The 19163-nt window shown below is 64.2% G+C and carries 16 protein-coding genes; 13 read left to right on the top strand and 3 right to left on the bottom strand.

The features are described 5' to 3' along the window. Nucleotides 1–22: 22 nt before the first annotated feature. Nucleotides 23–841, top strand: a complete 819-nt coding sequence (locus V2L18_RS17685) for a calcium-binding protein (RefSeq protein WP_336179624.1) — start codon at nucleotides 23–25, stop codon at nucleotides 839–841. Nucleotides 842–922: 81 nt separating this feature from the next. Here V2L18_RS17685 and V2L18_RS17680 read toward each other — a convergent pair whose 3' ends face one another. After that, complete coding sequence (locus V2L18_RS17680) at nucleotides 923–1702, bottom strand: hypothetical protein (RefSeq protein WP_336179623.1); 780 nt, start codon at nucleotides 1700–1702, stop codon at nucleotides 923–925. 640 nt (nucleotides 1703–2342) lie between these two features. Between V2L18_RS17680 and V2L18_RS17675 the strand changes: the two genes are divergently transcribed. Beyond that, entirely contained in the window at nucleotides 2343–3044 is a 702-nt protein-coding gene (locus V2L18_RS17675) for a phosphatidylserine decarboxylase (protein ID WP_336179622.1), read from the top strand. Nucleotides 3045–3048: 4 nt separating this feature from the next. Further along, entirely contained in the window at nucleotides 3049–3930 is an 882-nt protein-coding gene (gene pssA, locus V2L18_RS17670; protein ID WP_336179621.1) for a CDP-diacylglycerol--serine O-phosphatidyltransferase, read from the top strand. Nucleotides 3931–4007: 77 nt separating this feature from the next. On the opposite strand, the gene V2L18_RS17665 is transcribed toward pssA, so the two are convergent. After that, a complete protein-coding gene (locus tag V2L18_RS17665) occupies nucleotides 4008–4256 on the bottom strand; it encodes a hypothetical protein (RefSeq protein ID WP_336179620.1) in 249 nt (82 codons plus the stop codon). Nucleotides 4257–4587: 331 nt separating this feature from the next. Here V2L18_RS17665 and puuE point away from each other — a divergent pair, with 331 nt between their 5' ends. From puuE to V2L18_RS17615, 10 genes are all read left to right on the top strand, one after another. After that, nucleotides 4588–5499, top strand: coding sequence for an allantoinase PuuE (gene puuE, locus V2L18_RS17660; RefSeq protein ID WP_336179619.1), 912 nt, complete (start codon nucleotides 4588–4590; stop codon nucleotides 5497–5499). Between the two features lie 438 nt (nucleotides 5500–5937). Then, on the top strand, nucleotides 5938–6996 hold the full coding sequence (locus V2L18_RS17655) for a TRAP transporter substrate-binding protein (protein ID WP_336179618.1): 1059 nt from the start codon (nucleotides 5938–5940) through the stop codon (nucleotides 6994–6996). Between the two features lie 274 nt (nucleotides 6997–7270). Next, complete coding sequence (locus tag V2L18_RS17650; protein WP_336179617.1) at nucleotides 7271–7834, top strand: TRAP transporter small permease; 564 nt, start codon at nucleotides 7271–7273, stop codon at nucleotides 7832–7834. Next, nucleotides 7834–9150 (top strand): TRAP transporter large permease, encoded by a 1317-nt coding sequence (locus V2L18_RS17645; protein ID WP_336179616.1) that lies wholly within the window; start codon nucleotides 7834–7836, stop codon nucleotides 9148–9150. The genes V2L18_RS17650 and V2L18_RS17645 overlap by 1 nt, the downstream gene beginning before the upstream one ends. 486 nt (nucleotides 9151–9636) lie before the next feature. Next, the gene (locus tag V2L18_RS17640; RefSeq protein WP_336179615.1) at nucleotides 9637–10437 is read left to right on the top strand and encodes an ABC transporter ATP-binding protein; all 801 of its coding nucleotides are present in this window, start codon (nucleotides 9637–9639) and stop codon (nucleotides 10435–10437) included. Then, a complete protein-coding gene (locus V2L18_RS17635; RefSeq protein ID WP_336179614.1) occupies nucleotides 10437–11792 on the top strand; it encodes a hypothetical protein in 1356 nt (451 codons plus the stop codon). The genes V2L18_RS17640 and V2L18_RS17635 overlap by 1 nt, the downstream gene beginning before the upstream one ends. A gap of 358 nt (nucleotides 11793–12150) precedes the next feature. Beyond that, the gene (locus V2L18_RS17630) at nucleotides 12151–13287 is read left to right on the top strand and encodes a polysaccharide biosynthesis/export family protein (RefSeq protein WP_336179780.1); all 1137 of its coding nucleotides are present in this window, start codon (nucleotides 12151–12153) and stop codon (nucleotides 13285–13287) included. Nucleotides 13288–13530: 243 nt separating this feature from the next. Further along, complete coding sequence (locus tag V2L18_RS17625) at nucleotides 13531–14823, top strand: capsular biosynthesis protein (protein WP_336179613.1); 1293 nt, start codon at nucleotides 13531–13533, stop codon at nucleotides 14821–14823. Nucleotides 14824–14863: 40 nt separating this feature from the next. Then, nucleotides 14864–16144 carry a capsular biosynthesis protein gene (locus V2L18_RS17620; RefSeq protein ID WP_336179612.1) on the top strand — a complete coding sequence of 427 codons (1281 nt, stop codon included), beginning with the start codon at nucleotides 14864–14866 and terminating at the stop codon, nucleotides 16142–16144. A 225-nt stretch (nucleotides 16145–16369) separates the two neighbouring features. Further along, nucleotides 16370–17161: an SDR family NAD(P)-dependent oxidoreductase gene (locus tag V2L18_RS17615; protein WP_336179611.1), complete on the top strand. Its 792-nt coding sequence runs from the start codon at nucleotides 16370–16372 to the stop codon at nucleotides 17159–17161. A gap of 550 nt (nucleotides 17162–17711) precedes the next feature. Here V2L18_RS17615 and V2L18_RS17610 read toward each other — a convergent pair. Further along, entirely contained in the window at nucleotides 17712–19085 is a 1374-nt protein-coding gene (locus V2L18_RS17610) for an aminotransferase class I/II-fold pyridoxal phosphate-dependent enzyme (protein ID WP_336179610.1), read from the bottom strand. Between the last annotated feature and the right edge of the window lie 78 nt (nucleotides 19086–19163).

Raw genomic sequence — 19163 nt, 5'->3', positions numbered from 1 at the left:
CCGGTAACATAGGAGAATAGGTATGCCTACACGGACCGGCACAAACAATGGCGAAACAATCGACCTGCGCACCGAAACGGCCACACCGCCCTCCGGCTGGCCGGAACATCAGGCGTGGTGGACTGTCTATGCCGAGGGCGGCAACGATACCGTTCTTGGGAGCGCCTACAACGATTGGGTAGAGGGTGGTACCGGCAACGACACGCTCTATGGCTATGACGGGAACGACATGCTCGACGGAGAGGCCGGTAACGACATCCTCTATGGCGGAACCGGCGATGACGCTCTCTATGGCGGCGATGGCACCGACCAGCTTTACGGCGGATCCGGCGACGACTGGCTGACGGGCGGGGCCGGCAACGACTACATGGAAGGCGGAACCGGCGACGATACGTTTGTCGGCGGCGCCGGCAATGACACAATGTTCGGGCAGACGGGCGACGACACGTTCTTCGGCGATGCTGGTGCCGACATCATGGACGGAGGTGCCGGGAGCGATCGGCTCTGGGGCGGTGCCGGCAACGATCAGTATCAGTATAACGGCCAGGGCTTCGACTACATCAACGATGGCGTCACGAACACCGGCTCGGCCCGCACCGACGCAACCGAGGACACCAGCGACGTGCTCATCGTCAGCTATACTGATGCCGATCTCGGGTATTCCCAGGTTGGCGACGATCTTTGGTTCTTCTCTTGGGCCGATTATTCGGACGATTCCGCCGTCGACAACGCTGTGATTATCGAGGATTTCTTCCTGGGTGGGCACTACGTCGTCGAATATCTGGTCACCGAAAACGGCGCCGGATCAACTTACGACCTGACCGGGCTTTTGGCCGCCTGATAACGGTCTTTGAACAGAGCAATGAAGTCCGGGGCGACCATGTCAGTCCCGGGCTTCATATGTCATGTTCAGGCTGCGTGTTCAGATCAGAACGTCTGTTCCCGCCGCTGCCCCTGTCACGTATTCTTCCCTCTGTTCCTTCAAATTCTCCATCCGGGCGATCATGTTCTGAAGCTGTTCGAACATCGGGTCTTTTTTCATCGCTTCGTAATCCACGGATTGCTGAAGTTCGTCCGCGGAGGGGAGCGCCTCGAACTCCGTTTGGGTTATCGCCGTATCTGCCTTGACGATTTCTCCGCCAAGAAGATCGGCGATCTGCTCGGCGCGGGCCTGGGCCAGATCGGGTCCATTTGTGCCGTTGACCTCGTCCGACAGGATATCCCTTAGCTTGGCTCCCAATTCCTCATCCGAGGAGACGACACCCTGATTGTCGATCGTCGCCACGACCTCTCCGTCGACGACAACCGTCGCGTAGGTCTGCGTGGCCGGATTGTCCTCCGGCGGAAACGCCTTGAGCGACGCTTCGACCGATTCCGTCCATGAGGTGTCGGTGTACTGGTTCTCGAGATAGCGCGCGTTGGCTTCGAGACGCCGCTCCTCGCCGTCCATATAGGTTTGATATGCGTCTTCAGGCAGTTCGGCGATATTGACCGGCTTCAGGCCGCCCGACGAGAGCAGGCTTGCCTTGAAATCGGCAAGGGAGCGCGGCGCGGAGCCATCGACGCCGTTCTGCGATGCATTGCCTGCGCCTGCAAGCTGGCTCGCCGGAGCCCCTTCGTCTTCCGTGCCGCTATTCGTTTTGCCCAATCCGGCATAATTGAACCTGTAATCGTGATATGACGCGGAGCCTATCGTCGTCATGGAAATCTCCCTAAATAAACTCTGCATCCATTACGCAATTCTTGTGCCAATAATCCGACAAGCATTAATGCGCTGTAATTCATTCGGTTTTGGATTTTACTTTGGAAACACAGGCTATCAGCCGGTAGATTTTGCCAATCGGCCTAGGCAATGTTTTCCCGTGGCCGCCGGTGCCCAAAGGCGCAGGTCTGAGGATGATCAGGAAAAGCCGCTCATCAGAAAAGGCGAATACCCGGACCCTGTAGCCTGTTGGGGGCGCGAACGCCGGTCAGCGGCAGGAATGCGAGTGCTGCGCGATCTCGGCGTTGGGCGAGCGTCACGCGTGGAGCGGGCTTGCGCGCACGTCTCGTGCTGGGTTCCGGGTCGGGCCATGCGCCTTTGGTGCAGACCGCCCGGAATGAGGGCGTTTGTAGCAGACATGAAATCTACCAAACCCTCCCTCATTCCGGACAAGCGATGCAAAGCCGAGCGCCGGTCCGGAATCCAGAAGTCGGCGCGCCGTAGGCCGTCGCCCAGAAATCGGAATAAGCCCGGGTCTGAGGCCGGTCTTTGAGATCCCCGATTGATCTACCCCGCCCCGATGGTGCATTGATGGCGGCCCGGCATGGCAATGCCGTGCGAGAAGCTCTAGATAGGCACCATGTCCCTGATCGATACCATCAAGCGCACGGCCGTTCCGATCCATCGCGAAGGCTGGCCGTTCATCGCCATCGCCGCCGCGATCACAATCGTGGTCGGCTGGTTCGTGCCGTTCATCTTCTGGATCGGCCTGATCCTGACCGGCTGGGTCACCTATTTCTTCCGCGATCCGCCGCGGGTGACGCCCGTCGGTGCCGGTCTCGTGGTCGCGCCCGCCGACGGCACCGTTTGCATGGTGGGGCCGGCCACGCCGCCGGCCGAGCTTGGTCTCGGCAACGAGCCGATGGTGCGCATCTGCACCTTCATGAACGTTTTCAACTGCCACGTGAACCGCGCGCCGATCGCCGGTGCCGTGACAAAGATCGCCTATCGCGCGGGCAAGTTCCTCAACGCGGAGCTTGAAAAGGCATCCGACGACAACGAGCGCAACGGCCTCGTCATCGAGGCCGGCGAGGGGCGCATCGCGGTGGTGCAGATCGCGGGGCTGGTGGCCCGGCGCATCGTCTGTTTCGTGCGCGAGGGCGAGAGCGTGCAGGGGGGCGAGCGGTTCGGACTGATCCGCTTCGGCTCCCGGCTCGATGTCTATCTCCCGGCCGGCACCGCGCCGAAAGTGGCCCTTGGCCAGACCATGGTCGCCGGCGAAACGGTGCTGGCGGACCTGAACGCCCCCGCCGGCGGCGCACCGATCACCCGTGTAAGCTGAGATCATGAGCACACCGTTCGCCCCCTTCGAGCCCGGCCCGAGTTCAAACGCCAAGAGGCGCGGCAGGCGCATCCGTCGTTTTCAGCGCGTGCCGCTGAAGATGATCCTGCCCAATCTGGTGACGCTGCTGGCGTTGTGTTCGGGGCTGACCGCCATTCGCATGGCGCTGGAAGCGCGCTGGGATCTCGCCATCGGCGCCATCGTGCTGGCCGCCGTGCTTGATGCGATCGACGGGCGGGTCGCCCGGCTTTTACGCTCCACCTCGCGCTTCGGCGCGGAGCTCGACAGCCTGGCTGATTTCGTGAATTTCGGCGTGGCGCCGGCGATCATTCTCTACACGTGGATCCTGAACGACCTGAAGTCGCTCGGCTGGATCACGGTTCTCGTCTTCGCGATATCGGCCGCGTTGCGTCTCGCGCGCTTCAATGTGGCGCTGGACGATCACGACAAGCCGGCCTGGCAGGCGAACTTCTTCACCGGCACGCCGGCGCCCGCCGGGGCGCTTTCGGTGCTGTTGCCGGTCTATCTGCACCAGCTCGGGATTCTGGAACGCTGGAGCGAGATCGAGCCGGTGATCGTCGGCTACACCTTCCTGGTCGCGTTCCTGATGGTTTCCCGCCTTCCGACATTCTCGGGCAAGCGGGTGGCGATGCGCGTGCGCAAGGACCTTGTGCTCCCCGTTTTCGTTGCGGCGGTGCTGCTGGTTGCCCTCGGCGTGAGCTATCCGTTCGAGGTCCTCAGCGTGGCCTCCATAGCCTATCTCGCCTCCATCCCGCTCGCCTGCCGGGTCTGGCGCAAGCATGTGCTGGCCGACGAGGAAAAGGCCCGCACGCAGGACCTTGCCGAGGCGCAGCCGTCATCCGACGGTGGCGCGGAACCGGAATAGGGCTTTGCGATAGACGGGCGTCGGCGGCGCCATCTTGTCCGCCTGTCCTCCCCCTCCGCGCGCGTTTGTTGCGCGCTTCAGGCCTCCAGGCGATAGCCCAGAGCGCGCACGCGGTCGCTGAGATCGGCATCGGGGAAGGCCTGACGCAGCATGGCCAGCGCCTCCGCCGCAGACGCGTGCGGCGCGCTTTCGAGCATCTGCCGCATCGCCTGCAATCGGCTTTCCAATTGGCCGGGCACGCCGTCCGCATGTCCGCCCGCGTTTCCCCTTTCCGGGGTCTCCTCCTCGTTGTCGACGAGGGTGAGCGAGGGTTTCAAAGTCGCCATCACTGTCTCCTTGCCATCAGTCTTGTCCGTCTGACCTGCCCGTATGGAATGCAGGCTTCGGCCCGTTTGCTCGCCAATAACGCAACCGAGGCTGAAATACTCCCGCCGCAAAACGGATCAGACCGGTCCCTTGCCAGTTTCGGGCCAGTTTCGGGTCTGTTTTACTGCTTAGCGCGAATATGACGACTTGGAGACAACCTTGGGGGTGCGCACGCACGGTGTTGCGGGAGGCTGCGCGGATTGACGGCAACAGTTGAAATCGCCGGCGGGATCGGCTTCCTTGCACACACCCACCCTCGTCAGTTCTGACGCCTCACGGAGCGAGAATTCAATGACCGATTATCCGCGCGACATGATCGGATACGGACGCACCCCGCCGGACCCGCGCTGGCCGGACAATGCGCGCATCGCCGTCCAGTTCGTCATCAACTACGAGGAGGGCGGCGAGAACAACATCCTGCACGGGGATGCGGCGTCGGAGGCGTTTCTCTCAGAGATCGTCGGGGCGGCGCCGTGGCCTGGCAAGCGCCACATGAACATGGAGTCGATCTACGAATACGGCTCGCGCGCCGGCTTCTGGCGGCTGTGGCGCATGTTCACCGGGCGCGACGTCCCGGTGACCGTCTACGGCGTGGCGATGGCGCTGCAGCGCAATCCGGACGCGGTGGCGGCCATGAAGGAGGCCGGCTGGGAGATCGCCTCGCACGGGCTCAAGTGGATCGAGTACAAGGACATGCCGGTGGAGGAGGAGCGCGCCGCGATCGCCGAGGCCGTGCGCATCCACACTGAAGTGACCGGCGAGCGGCCGCTCGGCTTCTACCAGGGGCGCAGCTCGGAAAACACCATTCCGCTCGCCATGGAGGAGGGCGGCTTCGTCTATCTGTCCGACACCTATGCCGACGATCTGCCCTACTGGATGGAAGGCCCCGGCGGTCCTCACCTGATCATTCCCTATACGCTCGATGCCAACGACATGCGTTTCGCGACGCCGCAGGGGTTCAATTCCGGCGACCAGTTCTTCGCCTATCTGAAGGACAGCTTCGACACGCTCTATGCCGAGGGCGTCGCCGGTCAGGCGAAGATGATGAATGTGGGCCTGCATTGCCGGCTCGTCGGCCGACCGGGCCGCGCAGCGGCGCTCGCGCGCTTCATCGACTACGTGAAGGGGCACGACAAGGTCTGGCTGCCGCGCCGCATCGACATTGCCCGCCACTGGCACGAGCACCACAGGCCCGCCCGCTAAAGGCCCGCCTGGGGGCACCTTCGTTTCGCACGACCCGAGCCGCCGGTGCCCCTGGCGCCGGCGGGAATGTTGCGTCCCGGGCCGGTGTCTTCCGGCGTGCGATTTCGCGCTTGCGGGCCGGCCCGAGGCTTCGATTCGTCGCATGAGTCCAGGTCTCGCCCGGCGTTACCGTCAGAAATACGCAGAAGCCGTCCCCGTCTTGCGCAACGGCGTCTGGTCCTTCCCCTCGCCGGATTTGCAATCCAGAGATGTAGGGATGGAGATGGGAAGATAAATAATTTCAGAGGCTTGTTTGCATTGCGAACTTTGGGTTCAATTCTTCATTTTGGGCTGGCAATGAGGATTGTTTTGCTCAAAATGCGCCGCGTCGCAACCGGGGCACGTCCAGCCGTGGTTGCGGGAGTTGCCCGCCGCTGGCGGTAAAGTTGGAGGAAAGCCATGCTGAAGAAATTCGCGATTGCGGGGTGCCTTGCCGCCGGTGCGCTCGGACTGGGGCTCGGGGCAACCGCGCAGGCGCAGGAGGTGACGCTGAAGGTTCACCACTTCCTGTCGCCGCAGTCCCCCGTCCCGAAGTACTTCATCGCGCCCTGGGCGGAGAAGGTGGAAAAGGACTCCGGCGGACGCATCGCCGTGCAGATCTTCCCCACCATGCAGCTCGGCGGAAAGCCGCCCGCTCTCTACGATCAGGCCAAGGACGGTGTGGTCGACATCGTCTGGACGCTGACCGGCTATACGCCCGGTCGCTTCCCCAAGTCGGAAGCCTTCGAGCTGCCGTTCATCGCCGGCAAGGGCGCTCCCACCTCCGAAGCCGCCTGGGATTTCTACGAAAAGGATCTCCAGGACGAATTCAAGGACGTGAAGGTCATCGCCGCCTTCGTGCACGGGCCCGGCCTCGTCCATGCCAACCGGCCGGTCGAGAAGCTTGAGGACATGAAGGGCCTGAAGCTGCGCGGTCCCACCCGCATGACCAACAAGCTTCTGGAAAAGCTCGGCGCCATTCCGGTCGGCATGCCCGTGCCGGCGGTGCCCGAAGCGCTGTCCAAGCACGTCATCGACGGCGCGGTGGTGCCGTGGGAGGTCTCCGTGCCGCTGCGCATTCCGGAACTCGTCCACAACCACACCGGCTTCTCCGGTTCGCGCGGCCTCTATACGTCGTTCATGGTCTTTGCCATGAACAAGGCGACGTACGACAGCCTGCCGGACGATCTGAAGAAGGTCATCGACGACAATTCCGGCCGCGAGGCCTCCCGGCTCGCCGGTCTCGCCATGGACAAGGGCGACATGGCCGGCCCGCCGGCGCTGGAAAAGCTCGGCGACAAGCAGACCATTCTCGACGAGGCCGAGACCCAGCGCTGGAAGGATGCCGCCAAGGACATCGAGGCCGACTGGGTCAAGGAGATGAACGGCAAGGGCTTCGACGGCGCCAAGCTGGTCGAGGACGCCAAGGCCGCGATCGACACCTATGTCGACAAGGATCAGCCGGCCTACAAGTTCTGATCCCGCCGCCTCCGGCCGCAAGGCCGAGGCGGGATATCCGATGGTCTGGCCGCACGCGTTGCGGCTGGACCGGTTCCGGCGGGGCGGATCGTCCCGTCGCGAACGGCGGGGGCTCGGGAGGGCCGCCGCAACAATGGTCGTCAGGCTTGTGCGGGGGGATGCGTGCGGTCCAATCTGGTCCGGGGGCGCGTCTTGCGCTGCGCAAAGCGGTTTATTTTGTCCATGCAACTCGGCAAGGGACCGGGGGACTGGGCAATGAACTGGGGGGAAAGGGATGGTCAGCCAGGCTAGGGGGCTCGCGCCCCGGCTCGAACGGCGTGTCGGCCATGTGATCGAGTTCATCACCCGCTTGCTGGCGCTGGCCGGCGGCGCCTCGCTCGTCGCGATCACGGCGGTGACCTGCATCAGTGTGATCGGCCGCGAGCTGGCGAGCGTTCCTATCCCGGCATTCGAGATCTTCGGCCCGATCCAGGGCGATTTCGAGCTGGTCGAACTCGGCTGCGCCTTCGCGATCTTCTCCTTCCTGCCCTGGTGCCAGATGCGGCGCGGCCACGTCACCGTGGACATTTTCGTCCAGGCGCTGGGTCCGCGCGTCAATGCCGGGCTCGCGCTCATCGGCAATCTTCTTCTGACCGTCTGCGCGGCGCTGATCGCGGTGAAGCTCGGCGAGGGGCTTGCGGACAAGCGCGCCTATTCGGAAACGACCTTCATCCTGCAGATGCCGGCGTGGTGGGGCTATGCGCTCGCCCTTGTCGGGGCGTGGGTCTTCGTCCTCGCCTCCGCCTACACCGTGTGGCGCAGCCTCAATGAAATGCTGGGCGACGGGGAGCGCGGCTGATGGGCAACATGGAACTCGCCGGAGCCAGCTTCGTCGTCCTGCTGGCGCTCATCTTCCTGCGCATACCGATCGGGCTTTCGATGCTCGTGGTCGGTATCGGCGGCACGGTCATGGTCACCGGCAGCTGGGTGCCGATCCTGGCGCAGATGAAGTCTCTCACCTACGAGACCTTCTCCAGCTATTCGCTCTCCATCGTGCCGCTGTTCCTCCTGATGGGGCAGTTCGCCACCCGAAGCGGCATGTCGCGCGGGCTCTTCCGCGCGGCGGCCGCGTTGATTGGCCACAAGCGCGGCGGCATCGCCATGGCATCGGTCGCGGGCTGTGCGGGCTTCGGCGCGATATGCGGATCCTCGCTTGCGACCGCCGCCACCATGGCGCAGGTCGCGCTGCCGGAAATGAAGCGCTACGGCTACAACGGCGCGTTGTCGACCGCCTGTCTCGCCGCGGGCGGCACGCTGGGCATCCTAATCCCGCCGTCCTTCGTGCTGGTGATCTACGCGATCCTTGCCGAGCAGAACATCGCCAAGCTGTTTGCCGCCGCCTTCGTGCCCGGCATCCTGGCGGCGATCGGCTATGTGATCACCATCTCGCTGTTCATGCGTTTCGATCCGGATGCCGCGCAGCCGGCCGAAAAGGCATCCCCGCGCGAGCGGATGGAGGCGATGCTGGACGTGTGGCCGGTGGTGCTGATCTTCCTGCTCGTTGTCGGCGGCATCTATCTGGGCTGGTTCACGCCGACGGAAGGTGCAGCCGTCGGCACCGCCGGCACCGGTCTGGTGGCGCTCGCCCGCCGCCAGCTTGGGTGGAGCGCGCTCGGCGAGTGCATTCTGGCGACCGCCGTCTCCTCCGGCATGATCTTCTTCATCGTCTTCGGGGCAGGGGTGTTCAACTCCTTCCTCGCCTTCACCCAGATGCCGCAAATGGCGGCGGAATGGGTCGGCAACGCCGGTCTCAACCCGTGGCTGGTGATGGCCGGCATCCTGCTGACCTATCTGGTCTTCGGTTGCGTGATGGATTCGGTGTCGATGATCCTGCTCACCGTGCCGATCTTCTTCCCGATCGTCATGACGCTCGATTTCGGCCTTTCGCCGGAGGACACCGCGATCTGGTTCGGCGTTCTGGTGCTGATCGTGGTCGAAGTCGGGCTGATCACCCCGCCTGTGGGAATGAACCTCTTCATCATCAATTCCATGGCGCCCGACGTGCCCCTGACCGAGACCTACAAGGGCGTGATCTTCTTCGTGCTCTCGGATCTGATCCGCGTTGTTATCCTGACGGCCTTCCCGGCCATCACGCTTGCCGTGCTCTGGTTGTAACGCGCCGCCGTTTATCGTCACCGGCTCTGGCTATTGTGCGTTTGTCAGGGCCGGAGACGTCTTTGAGTCCGTATTCGCGCGTCTCCGGGGCGGATCTGTCCACAACGCCGCAATGTGCGGGAGGATGGCCGGCCGGATGAAGTGTTTGTTCCCGGTTTTCTGCCCTCTCGCCGCATCGTTGCGCGCAACGGCGAAACGTATCTTGACGGCGGACGCCATAAAAACGCCCCTAAGCTTGGCCGTTCTGTTATAGGGAATTCCGAAGATCCCGGGCGTCAGGCCACTTCGATGCGTATCCACCCCCCTCTTTTCCCGGCAAATGACCGGTTGTGCGGCGGGGCCAGAGGACGCATTGCTGGTCGGGCGCTTCTTCTGCAATGATGCGCCACGCACATGTCGATGGCGGCGCAAGGTTACGGCAAGCCTTTTGTGCCGAATATTGCAGAGTTACGGGATCGCAAAGGGCGACATCGGGCGGAGAATGCGGTGAACAGAGGCCACGCAAGCCAGGACGGATTTCCGGACGGAGAGACGCTTCGACAGGCGCGCGCGCGCGGTTCGTTTCTGCGCCGCGTGACCAGCACGCTCATCGATTTGCGTAGCGACGAGCGCTTCCGGCGCAAGGCGCCCGTGCGCAATCTGCGCTTCAACAACGTCTCCAAGCTCTACGCCACGAAGCACGGGCACCGGTGCGTGCTCGACCAGATATCGCTCGATTTTCCGCGCGGCCGCAACATCGCGATCCTTGGCAAGAACGGCGCCGGCAAGTCGACGCTGATGCGCCTGATCGCCGGCTCGGAAGCTCCGAGCTCCGGCCAGATCCTGCGCGAATCCCGGATTTCCTGGCCGCTGGGGCTCGGCGTTGGCGTTCATCCCGCGCTGAGCGCCCTTGAAAACTGCCGCTTCGTCGCCCGCATCTACAATGCCGATCCGCGCGAAGTGATCGATTCTGTGCAGGAATTCGCTGATGTCGGCGCCTATTTCCACATGCCGATCCGCACCCTGTCCTCCGGCATGCGCGCCCGGGTGAATTTCGGGCTGTCCATGGCGATCCAGTTCGATTGCTATCTGATCGACGAGTTGACGGCGGTCGGTGACCGCAAGTTCCAGGAAAAATGCCGCGAGGCCTTCGCAGACCGTCTGTCGAGTGCCGATGTCATCATGGTTTCGCATCAGGCGGCAACCGTTAAGGCATATTGCGATATGGCGGCGATCCTCCAGGACGGTAAGATCCGCTTCTATGATTCGCTCGAAGAAGCTTCAGAGATCTACCAGGGGCTTGCCTGATGCTTGACATTCCCAAGGCCGCGAGCCGGCTTCGCCAGATGGCGAAGGACGGGATGCATCGGGGGCAGGAGCCCGCGCGGACCGGGGATGATACGGCGCGTGCACGCGGCGATGCGGTGAATGCGCCGAACCCGACGATTGTGCGTCTGCCGGAAGGCACGCCGGTCGCGCGTCCCGACGACCGCTCCGTTGCCCGCCCCGGCGTGCGGCGCATGCGTCCCGGTTTTGAGCTTCCTGCCGGCGGACTGAAGCTGAGCACCGGCGGCGTCATCCGGCTGACCTTTCTTCTCTTTGTGCTCCTGCCGACGATCGCGACCGGCATCTACTTCGCGTTCTTCGCCGCCGACCAGTATTCGGTCGAGGCGCAGTTCGCCGTGCGCAGCAAGGAGACCACGGGGGCCTCGATCGACGGGCTGACGATCCTGAGCGGGATGACGGGTTCGGCGCCGAACGCCTCCGACAGCTATGTGGTCATCAATTTCGCGCAGTCGCGCGATCTCGTCGGCAAGATCGACAAGGACCTCGACCTTCGCAAACTCTACTCCCGCCCGGAGGCCGACTTCTTCGCCGCTGTCGACCCGGAAGCGCCGGTCGAAGATCTCGTCGAATACTGGAACGGCATGGTCACGGAGACCTACGACAAGTATTCCGGAATCGTCACGCTTCAGGTGAAGGCCTTCCGGGCACAGGATGCGGTGGCAGTCGCGCAGAAGGTCATCGGCTACAGCGAGGCGCTGGTGAACGATCTGTCGCGGCGCGCGCGGGACGATGCGGTGGCCGAGTCGGAGAGCGAGGTCGCCCGGGCGGAGAACCGGCTGCGTCTGGCGCGCCGGGCGGTGGCGAATTTCCGCGGCAACGAGCGCCGGCTCAACCCGATGGCGACGGCGGAATCGCGCGAGAAGATCATCGGCGAACTCGAAGCGGAAAAATCGAAGCTCGAGACCGAGCTTTCGGCCGTGAAGCAGGTCAGCCCCAACTCGCCGCGCCTGACCTCGCTGAACTCCCAACTCGCGGCGATCATCAAGCAGATCGACAGCGTCCGCCTGCAGACCAACCAGAACGAATCCGGCGACGAAGGCACGCTGAACCAGCAGCTCTCGCAGTACGAGGAGTTGCAGACGGAGCGGGAATTCGCGGAAAAAGCCTACATCTCCTCGCTGGCGTCGCTGGAAAAGGCACGGCTGGAGGCGACCAGCCAGACCCGTTACCTGTCGGTCTTCGTCGAGCCGCGGCTGCCAGACATCGCACTTTACCCCGAGGGGCTTCGCTCCACCGTCATCGTCTTTATCGGCGCCTTCCTGATCTGGGCGATCGGTGGGTTGATCGTCGCGGGTGTGCGGGATCACGTCGCATGATCTCACCCGGCGCCGCACATGCGGGGACTGGAGCTTTTCCCCAGACGATCGATGATCGGGAATTTAATAAAAGTTTTACTCCGAAGCCGCTCTGTAGACAGGTGCCATCCTGTAACAGGCCTCGTCCGTGTGCGGGCGGCGCCGTCAGGGCGTGCAAAACGGCGTTGCGGGAGATCCGCCTGCCTGATCTTTGCAGGTATGACGGCCCGCGCCGAGTATGTCTCCAGGCGGGCTTTCCTGTTGCATATCGGCAACGGTGGACGCTCGACCGTGCCGTGCATCGGTTCGCCGATACAAATGCGGCGAGCCAACTGGTATGAGAGTCGCGGCGGGCAAAAGGGCTAATATTTTGAGTGCGATGAAATCGGTCGGCCTTGTCTTCGTTGCGATGCTGCTTGCGGGCTGCTCGGTTGTGCCGGGCAGCGGTCCGAGCACCGCATCGCTGAGTGCCGACGACATCGAGAACACGGTCAAGCAGGAAGACTATTTCAGCTTCAAGCTGACGCCCGAAGTCGCGCAGATCGTCGGTCGCTACGTGCCGACCCGGTTCGCCGAGTATTTCGGTATCAAGGGAACCGAGCCGCGCCAGCAGATCGGCGTCGGCGACATGCTCACCGTCAATATCTGGGAAGCCGACGAGCGCGGCATCTTCTCCACGTCCTACGGCAAGAAGACGACCATCGAGAGCGTGGTCGACGATTCCGGCCGCATCTTCGTGCCCTATGCGGGCCGTATCCGCGCGGCCGGCCGGTCGGTGGAATCGGTCCGCGAGGCGGTCCAGGGCGCGCTTGAGGGCAAGGCCGTGCAGCCGCAGGTGCAGATCGTGGTTTCCGGCAACCAGACGAATTCCGCCGTGATCGTCGGCGACGTGGGCAAGCCGGGCAAGTATCCGATTTCCATTGCCGGGACGACGCTTCTCGATCTGGTCGCCCATGCCGGCGGATCCCGGGGCAAGACCTTCGAGACCGTGGTGACCCTGAAGCGCGGTGACCGCAAGGCCTCCACGAACCTGCAGGACCTGATCGACCTGCCGAAGAACAATGTCCGTCTGGTCAAGGGCGACAACGTGCTGCTGACCGTGAAGCCGCGCAGCTTCACCGCCTTTGGTGCCGTCAAGAAGACGGCGATCCAGCAGTTCCCGACCGAAACGGTGACGCTCGCCGAGGCGCTTGCCAGTGTCGGCGGTCTCAATGACGAGACGGCCGACGCCAGTGCCGTCTATCTCTTCCGCTTCGAGGAACCCGAAGTCATCGCCAAGCTGGATCCGAAGGCGCGCGGCAAGCTCGGCGAGTATCAGGTGCCTGTCATCTATCGCCTGAACCTGCGCGACCCGAAGGCGTGGTTCGTGGCTCGTTATTTCCTGATGCGCGACAAGGACATGATTTATGTCGCGAACCATCCGGCGGCGGAACTGGGCAAGTTCCTGCGGATCATTCAGCCGATCCTGACTTCGGCGCGGTACGGTGTTCTGATTTCGGACGATCTGGAGAATTAGGGCGCCTTGTGCCCGGGCGCAGGCCCGGGCACGGGTATCCCGCGTGACGGTGCCTTGAGCATGCCGCACTTGAAGGCTTTTTCTCCAGTGGAGGCCTCGCGCAAGGAAGAGGGCGGATATTGCGTTCCGGCAGCAATCGACGACTGAAAAGCTGCTCAAGCGCTATAATGGATTCTATCTTCGCTCATGACTAGCAAGTCCCCGGCGGCTCGGACCGTTCTCTTTCTGCAGGGTCCGCCTTCGTTGTTTCTACGCGATTTGGCCGTCGAACTGTCGCGCCACGGGGTCCGTACCCGTCGCATCAATCTTAATCTCGGCGACTGGCTGTTCTGGCCGCGCCGGGGCGCGGACAACTATCGCGGGCCGCTCCGCAACTGGCGGGACTTCCTGACGGACTACATCGCCCGTCACGGCGTGACGGACATCGTCTACTACGCCGACAGATTGCCCTATCACGTCATCGCCGGTGAAGTGGGCCGGGCGGCGGGCGTAAGCACGATCGCGCGCGAGTTCGGCTATCTGAGGCCGGACTGGATCACGCTGGAGCGAAACGGCATGTCGGCCTATTCGCACTTTCCAAACGACCCGGACGTGATCCGCGAGCTCGGCAAGGATCTGGTGGTGCCCTCGGCCGCTTCGCTCTACGCCTTTCCCCATGCCAAGGAGGCGTTCTGCGAGGTTCTCTACAATCTCACGGCCTATTTCGGCCGGCCCTTCTATCCGTCCTACTACGGCGACAGGATCTACAATCCTGTCATCGAGTATCTGAGCCATATTCCGCGCATCCTTTCCACGCGCGGAAACCTGCGGCGCTCGCACGCGGTGCTGGACGAGTTGATCGACAGCGGTACGCCTTACTATCTCTTTGCGTTGCAGATCGACGCCGATTACCAGCTGCGGGCCAATGCGCCCTTTCGCAAGCAGCCCGACGCGGTGAAACTCGCGATCAGCTCGTTTGCAAAACATGCACCGAAGAATACGGTGCTGTTGTTCAAGCAGCATCCGCTCGACAATGCGATGACGCACTGGAAATTGCGCATCCAGCGGCTGTCGCGCCGCTACAAGGTGAGCGACCGCATCCGCTTCATCCGCGCCGGAAACCTGGGCGAGCAGCTGACCCACGCGCGCGGAACCGTACTGATCAATTCCACCGTCGGCGTCCATGCGCTGAAGCACGGCTGTCCCGTGAAGACCCTGGGCGTGGCCCTGTACGACATGCCCGGACTGACCTTTCAGGGGCCGCTCGACGATTTCTGGACCACGACGGAAAGGCCGGATCCCGACCTGTGCAATGCCTTTGTGGCGGTGATGGCGAACACGATCCAGGTTCGCGGCAACTTCTATTCGCGGGCGGGCCGCAAGGCCGGCGCGGAAGCGGCGGCACTGCGGATCCTGGAAGACCGCATAAACGAGCCGGGAGCCTATGTGGACGTGCCGCCGCGGCTTGAGCGCGCGCGCCGCATGGGGCTTCAGCCCGCCGACGACCTGGGACGCCAGATCCCCCAGCGCGGTCTGATCGAGCCGGAAAACGAATAGCGCGCCGGTGGCGCGTGCAAGCTGGAGAGAGCGACGGCAGGTGGACGGCAAGCGCACATTCCTGTTCCTGCAAGGGCCGCTCTCGCCCCTTTTCTCGCGCATCGGCGACAGGCTCGCGGCGGCGGGCCACCGGGTGTTGCGGGTCAACCTCTCGATCGGCGACCGTTTCCACTGGCGCCGGGCTGGGGCCGCGGATTTTCGCGGCAGGATCGAAAGCTGGCCGGACTTCGTTGACGACCTCATGGCGCGCGAAGGCGTCACCGACCTGATCCTGCACGGCGACCGCCGGATCTATCACAGGCTTGCCGCCGAGGCTGCGCGGGCGCGCGGCATTCGGGTGATCGCGACCGAGCTCGGCTACCTGCGTCCGGACTGGATGACCATCGAGCGCGATGCGACGTCCACCGGTTCGCATTTTCCAGATGATCCGGAGGTGATCCGTCGCATCGCGGCTGCGGTCGGGCCGATGGATCTCGCACCGCGCTTTCACTCCAGCTTCTGGCTCGTGGCCGCACCCGATGTCGCCTACAATCTCGCCAATGTTGTGCTGTGGTTCCTCTATCCGCACTATCGGCGGCACACCATCTACCATCCCGTCATCGAATACATCGCGGCCGGCTGGCGACTTGCCGGCAAGCGGCGGCGGGATCGCGCGGGCAGGGCGCTGGCGGAGCGGCTCCGCCGGAGCGGTGCACCGTGGTTCGTGCTGCCGATGCAGCTCGAAGGCGATTTCCAGCTGCGCGATCACTCGCCCTACGGCGGCATGGAGCCGGCGCTGCAAACGGTGTTCCGTTCGTTCGCGGCGCACGCGCCGAGGGACTGCCGGCTGGTGGTGAAGGCCCATCCGCTCGACGCGGGACTGGAGCACTGGACTCGGGTCGTGCCCAGGCTTGCGCGCGCCGCGGGGCTCGCCGATCGGGTCGACTACGCCGATGGCGGCGGGCTCGACGACCTGATGACGGGTGCGGCCGGAATGGTGACGGTGAACAGTTCCGCCGGGCTGGAGGCGCTGCGCGCCGGTGTGCCGGTCAAGGCGCTCTGCCCGGCGATCTTCGACGTCCGGGGCATGACCGACGAACGGCCGCTCGATGACTTCTGGCACTCTCCGACGCCGCCCGATCCGGCGCTGGTCTCGGCCTTCGTGACGGCGCTCGCCGGCACTGTCCAGGCGCGCGGAACGATCCACAGCCGTGCCGGGCTGGAGGAAGCGGTCGCCACCATGAGCGCCCGGATACTGGAGGACCGGCTGAACGACCACGGCGCCTTCGTCGATCCCCCGCCGCGCCTTGCCCGGGCGCGCGATCTGGGGGCGCCGTTGTAAGGGCCTGAGCGGATCATCTGTGGCGGGCCTTGAATCAGTGTCTTAACGACCGTAAAAACAAACGATAGAACAATATCTTACGTGTTTTTCCGGAATCAGTTTCGTCATCCGTTGAATCACTTTCTCAAGGCGGGTTGAATCGGTTTGTGAAGGCCGTCTTGAATCATTTTCTCAACGCGCCGGGCCAAGTGCGGCCGCTCCGGCGCGATCTCACGGCAGGACGTCATGAACGACTTTCGCAGCATCGTCATCACCGGAGCGAGCGGCGGCATCGGCACCGAGCTCGCCAGGGCCTTTGCCCGGCCCGGCGTCGTGCTGGCGCTGATCGCACGCGATGCGGCGCGGATCGAACCGCTGGCGGACGCCTGCCGTGAGGCCGGGGCCAACGTGACGACGGCGGGCATCGACGTGCGCGACAGGGAGGCGCTGCATCGGTTTCTGGAGGCGCATGATACGGCCCACCCGGTCGACCTGCTGATCGCCAATGCGGGCGTGACCTGCGGCCTGGGGGAGGGCCGGAGCCGGGAGAGCGATGCGGACGCGGATTGGTTGACAGATGTCAACTACAAGGGCGCGGTGCACACCGTCTCCGCGCTGGTGGAGCGGATGCGGGCCCGCAAGGGGGGACGGATCGTGCTGATGTCGTCGCTTGCCGGCATGCGCGGCCTGCCGGACATGCCGTCCTATTCTGCGACCAAGGCGGCGCTCATCGCCTATGGCGAGAGCCTGCGCGGCTGGCTGCGGCGCGATCAAGTCGGCGTGACGGTGATCTGTCCCGGCTTCGTGACCTCGCCGATGTCGGCCCGCCACATGGGCGCCAAGCCATTCGAGATATCGGCCCAAAAGGCCGCGCGGATCATCAAGCGCGCGGCGGAGAAGGGGAAGCCCTTCCGCGCCTTTCCCTTCCCGCTCGCCCTCGGCATCCGGCTGTCGAAGTTCCTCCCGGCCTGGGCGTCCGATCTCTGCTACGCACCGATGACGGCCGGCGTGAAGAGGGATCCGCGAAAGGACCTCTGAGGCGCGAGAATATGGAACTTTTTCGCGTTATGTCGGGGCGGGACCGCGAAATGGCGCGGTGCGGGAGTTGAATCAATTTCTTAAGTGGGGGAGGGGGAGGTGTGGCTCTTGGGGGCCATCCTTCGAGACGACCTTTCAGGCCTCCCCAGAGGTTGGCCCGAAAATGGTAACCGGTTCTTCGCGTCGAAGTCTAAGCGCTTTCATACCCCTCCATCGTCATCACCCGGCGAAGTCCGGGTGATCCAGCGCACGCCGAATGCTGCGGCTGGAGGTGGATTGCCCGGACTTCGCCGGGCAATGACGGCGGTGGGGCATGAGGGGAATGGTCGAAATCGCACAACCCTTTATCGGTTTCGGGCCGGGCTCTCAGGATGATGTAGTGTATGTTGATGATTTCATAAAACTATCAGCACGAAAACGTCATCCTGAGGAGGCCTGAAAGGCCGTCTCGAAGGATGGGCCGCTCGCTCCGGACTGGTGGACCCAGAGCGGACCGGACCCGGGCTCCACCCGCGCCGCAATTCCGGCCCGCTTGCCTCAGCGTGCCCCCTCAGCGTGCTTTGTCCAGCAACGCCTTCAGGCCGGAGCCGCCTGCCCGGATCTGGGCGAGACGTTCCGCCGTGCGGGCGACGGCGCGTTCGATCTGTTCGCCCGTGTGCTCGCTGGTGATGAAGAAGCGCAGGCGGGCGGCCTTCTCGGCAACCGCCGGGAAGATGATCGGCAGCACGTTGAGATCGTCTTGCAGCAGCGCATTGGCGAGCATGGCCGCCTGCACGCTGTCGCCGACGATGACGGGCACGACCGAGTAGCCGGCCGATGGCCCCGTATCCAGCCCGGCATCCGCCGCCGCCTGCAGGAAGTGATGGCCGTTGGCCTTGAGCCGCGCCACGCGTTCCGGTTCGCGTTCCAGAATGATGGTTGAGGCCAGCGCGGCGGCGGCAAGCGGCGGCGCCATGCCGACGGAGTAGACGAAGCCCGGCGCGGTCGCCTTCAGGTACTCGCAAAGGGCGCTGGAGCCGGCGATGTAGCCGCCGCAGGATGCGAGCGTCTTCGACAGCGTGCCCATCCAGATCTCGACCGAGGCCGGATCGACGCCGTATTCCTCCGCGATCCCGCGCCCGGTCGCCCCCAGAACGCCCAGCGAATGCGCCTCATCGACGAGCAGCCAGGCGTCGTAGCGGTTCTTGAGTGCGATCAGCCGCTTCAGGTCGGGAAAGTCCCCGTCCATCGAATAGAGGCCTTCGACGGCGATCAGCACGTGGCCGTGCATGTGGCGGTTGGAGGCAAGCAGGCGCTCCAGCGCGTCGAGGTCGCCATGCGGGAAGTTGAGCCGCTTGGCCCCCGCAAGCCGCGCGCCCTCGGCAATGGAATTGTGGATCAGGACATCGGTGAGGATCAGGTCGTCGGGTCCCAGCAGATGGCCGATGGTGGAGACGTTGGCGGCGTGACCGGAGACATAGGTCATCGCGTCCTCCACCCCGTGCAGGCGCGCAAGGGCGGCTTCCAGCTCTCGGTGGATGGGTCGCTCGCCGGCAACGACGCGGCTCGCCGAAACCGACGTGCCGTACGTCTCCGTCGCCGCATTGGCCGCCGCGATCACTTCCGGGTGCCCCGACAGGCCGAGATAGTTGTACGAGGCGAAGTTGTCGAAGCTCCGCCCGTCGATCTCCGTGCGCGCCCCGGCGGTGGCGTCATGGGGGCGGAAGAAGGGGTTCTCGACGCCGATCATGTCGGCGGCGGCCCGCTGCATGCGTAGCTGCTTGATCTCGGGCAGGGTGGAAAAATCGAAAGCGGCGGCGGCTTGCGGCCGTTTCGGCGCGGCGGCACGCGTTTCCTGAGCGCTTTTGCGCCCGGCGCGCAGCGACTGCACAAGCTTGTCGCGTTCGCCGCCCGAAAGTCCGCCGATCCCGCGTCGTCCCGCCATGCGTCTCGTCCTTGTCCGGTTGCGGGCCTCTCCGGCCCCGTGCCGCGCAGGTAAGTCGCCCCGCGCGGCAGAATGGGA

It is taken from the genome of Breoghania sp. JC706 (assembly GCF_037026715.1).
Classification (GTDB): domain Bacteria; phylum Pseudomonadota; class Alphaproteobacteria; order Rhizobiales; family Stappiaceae; genus Breoghania.
This window is presented reverse-complemented; position numbering and strand designations above follow the sequence as displayed.

Excerpts from the sequence above, each read along its gene's own strand:
- pssA (WP_336179621.1), top strand. The coding sequence starts at position 3,049 with ATGAGCACACCGTTCGCCCCCTTCGAGCCCGGCCCGAGTTCAAACGCC.
- V2L18_RS17685 (WP_336179624.1), top strand. The coding sequence starts at position 23 with ATGCCTACACGGACCGGCACAAACAATGGCGAAACAATCGACCTGCGC.
- V2L18_RS17645 (WP_336179616.1), top strand. The coding sequence starts at position 7,834 with ATGGGCAACATGGAACTCGCCGGAGCCAGCTTCGTCGTCCTGCTGGCG.
- V2L18_RS17655 (WP_336179618.1), top strand. The coding sequence starts at position 5,938 with ATGCTGAAGAAATTCGCGATTGCGGGGTGCCTTGCCGCCGGTGCGCTC.
- puuE (WP_336179619.1), top strand. The coding sequence starts at position 4,588 with ATGACCGATTATCCGCGCGACATGATCGGATACGGACGCACCCCGCCG.
- V2L18_RS17615 (WP_336179611.1), top strand. The coding sequence starts at position 16,370 with ATGAACGACTTTCGCAGCATCGTCATCACCGGAGCGAGCGGCGGCATC.
- V2L18_RS17650 (WP_336179617.1), top strand. The coding sequence starts at position 7,271 with ATGGTCAGCCAGGCTAGGGGGCTCGCGCCCCGGCTCGAACGGCGTGTC.
- V2L18_RS17635 (WP_336179614.1), top strand. The coding sequence starts at position 10,437 with ATGCTTGACATTCCCAAGGCCGCGAGCCGGCTTCGCCAGATGGCGAAG.
- V2L18_RS17675 (WP_336179622.1), top strand. The coding sequence starts at position 2,343 with ATGTCCCTGATCGATACCATCAAGCGCACGGCCGTTCCGATCCATCGC.
- V2L18_RS17680 (WP_336179623.1), bottom strand. The coding sequence starts at position 1,702 with ATGACGACGATAGGCTCCGCGTCATATCACGATTACAGGTTCAATTAT.
- V2L18_RS17665 (WP_336179620.1), bottom strand. The coding sequence starts at position 4,256 with ATGGCGACTTTGAAACCCTCGCTCACCCTCGTCGACAACGAGGAGGAG.
- V2L18_RS17610 (WP_336179610.1), bottom strand. The coding sequence starts at position 19,085 with ATGGCGGGACGACGCGGGATCGGCGGACTTTCGGGCGGCGAACGCGAC.
- V2L18_RS17630 (WP_336179780.1), top strand. The coding sequence starts at position 12,151 with ATGAAATCGGTCGGCCTTGTCTTCGTTGCGATGCTGCTTGCGGGCTGC.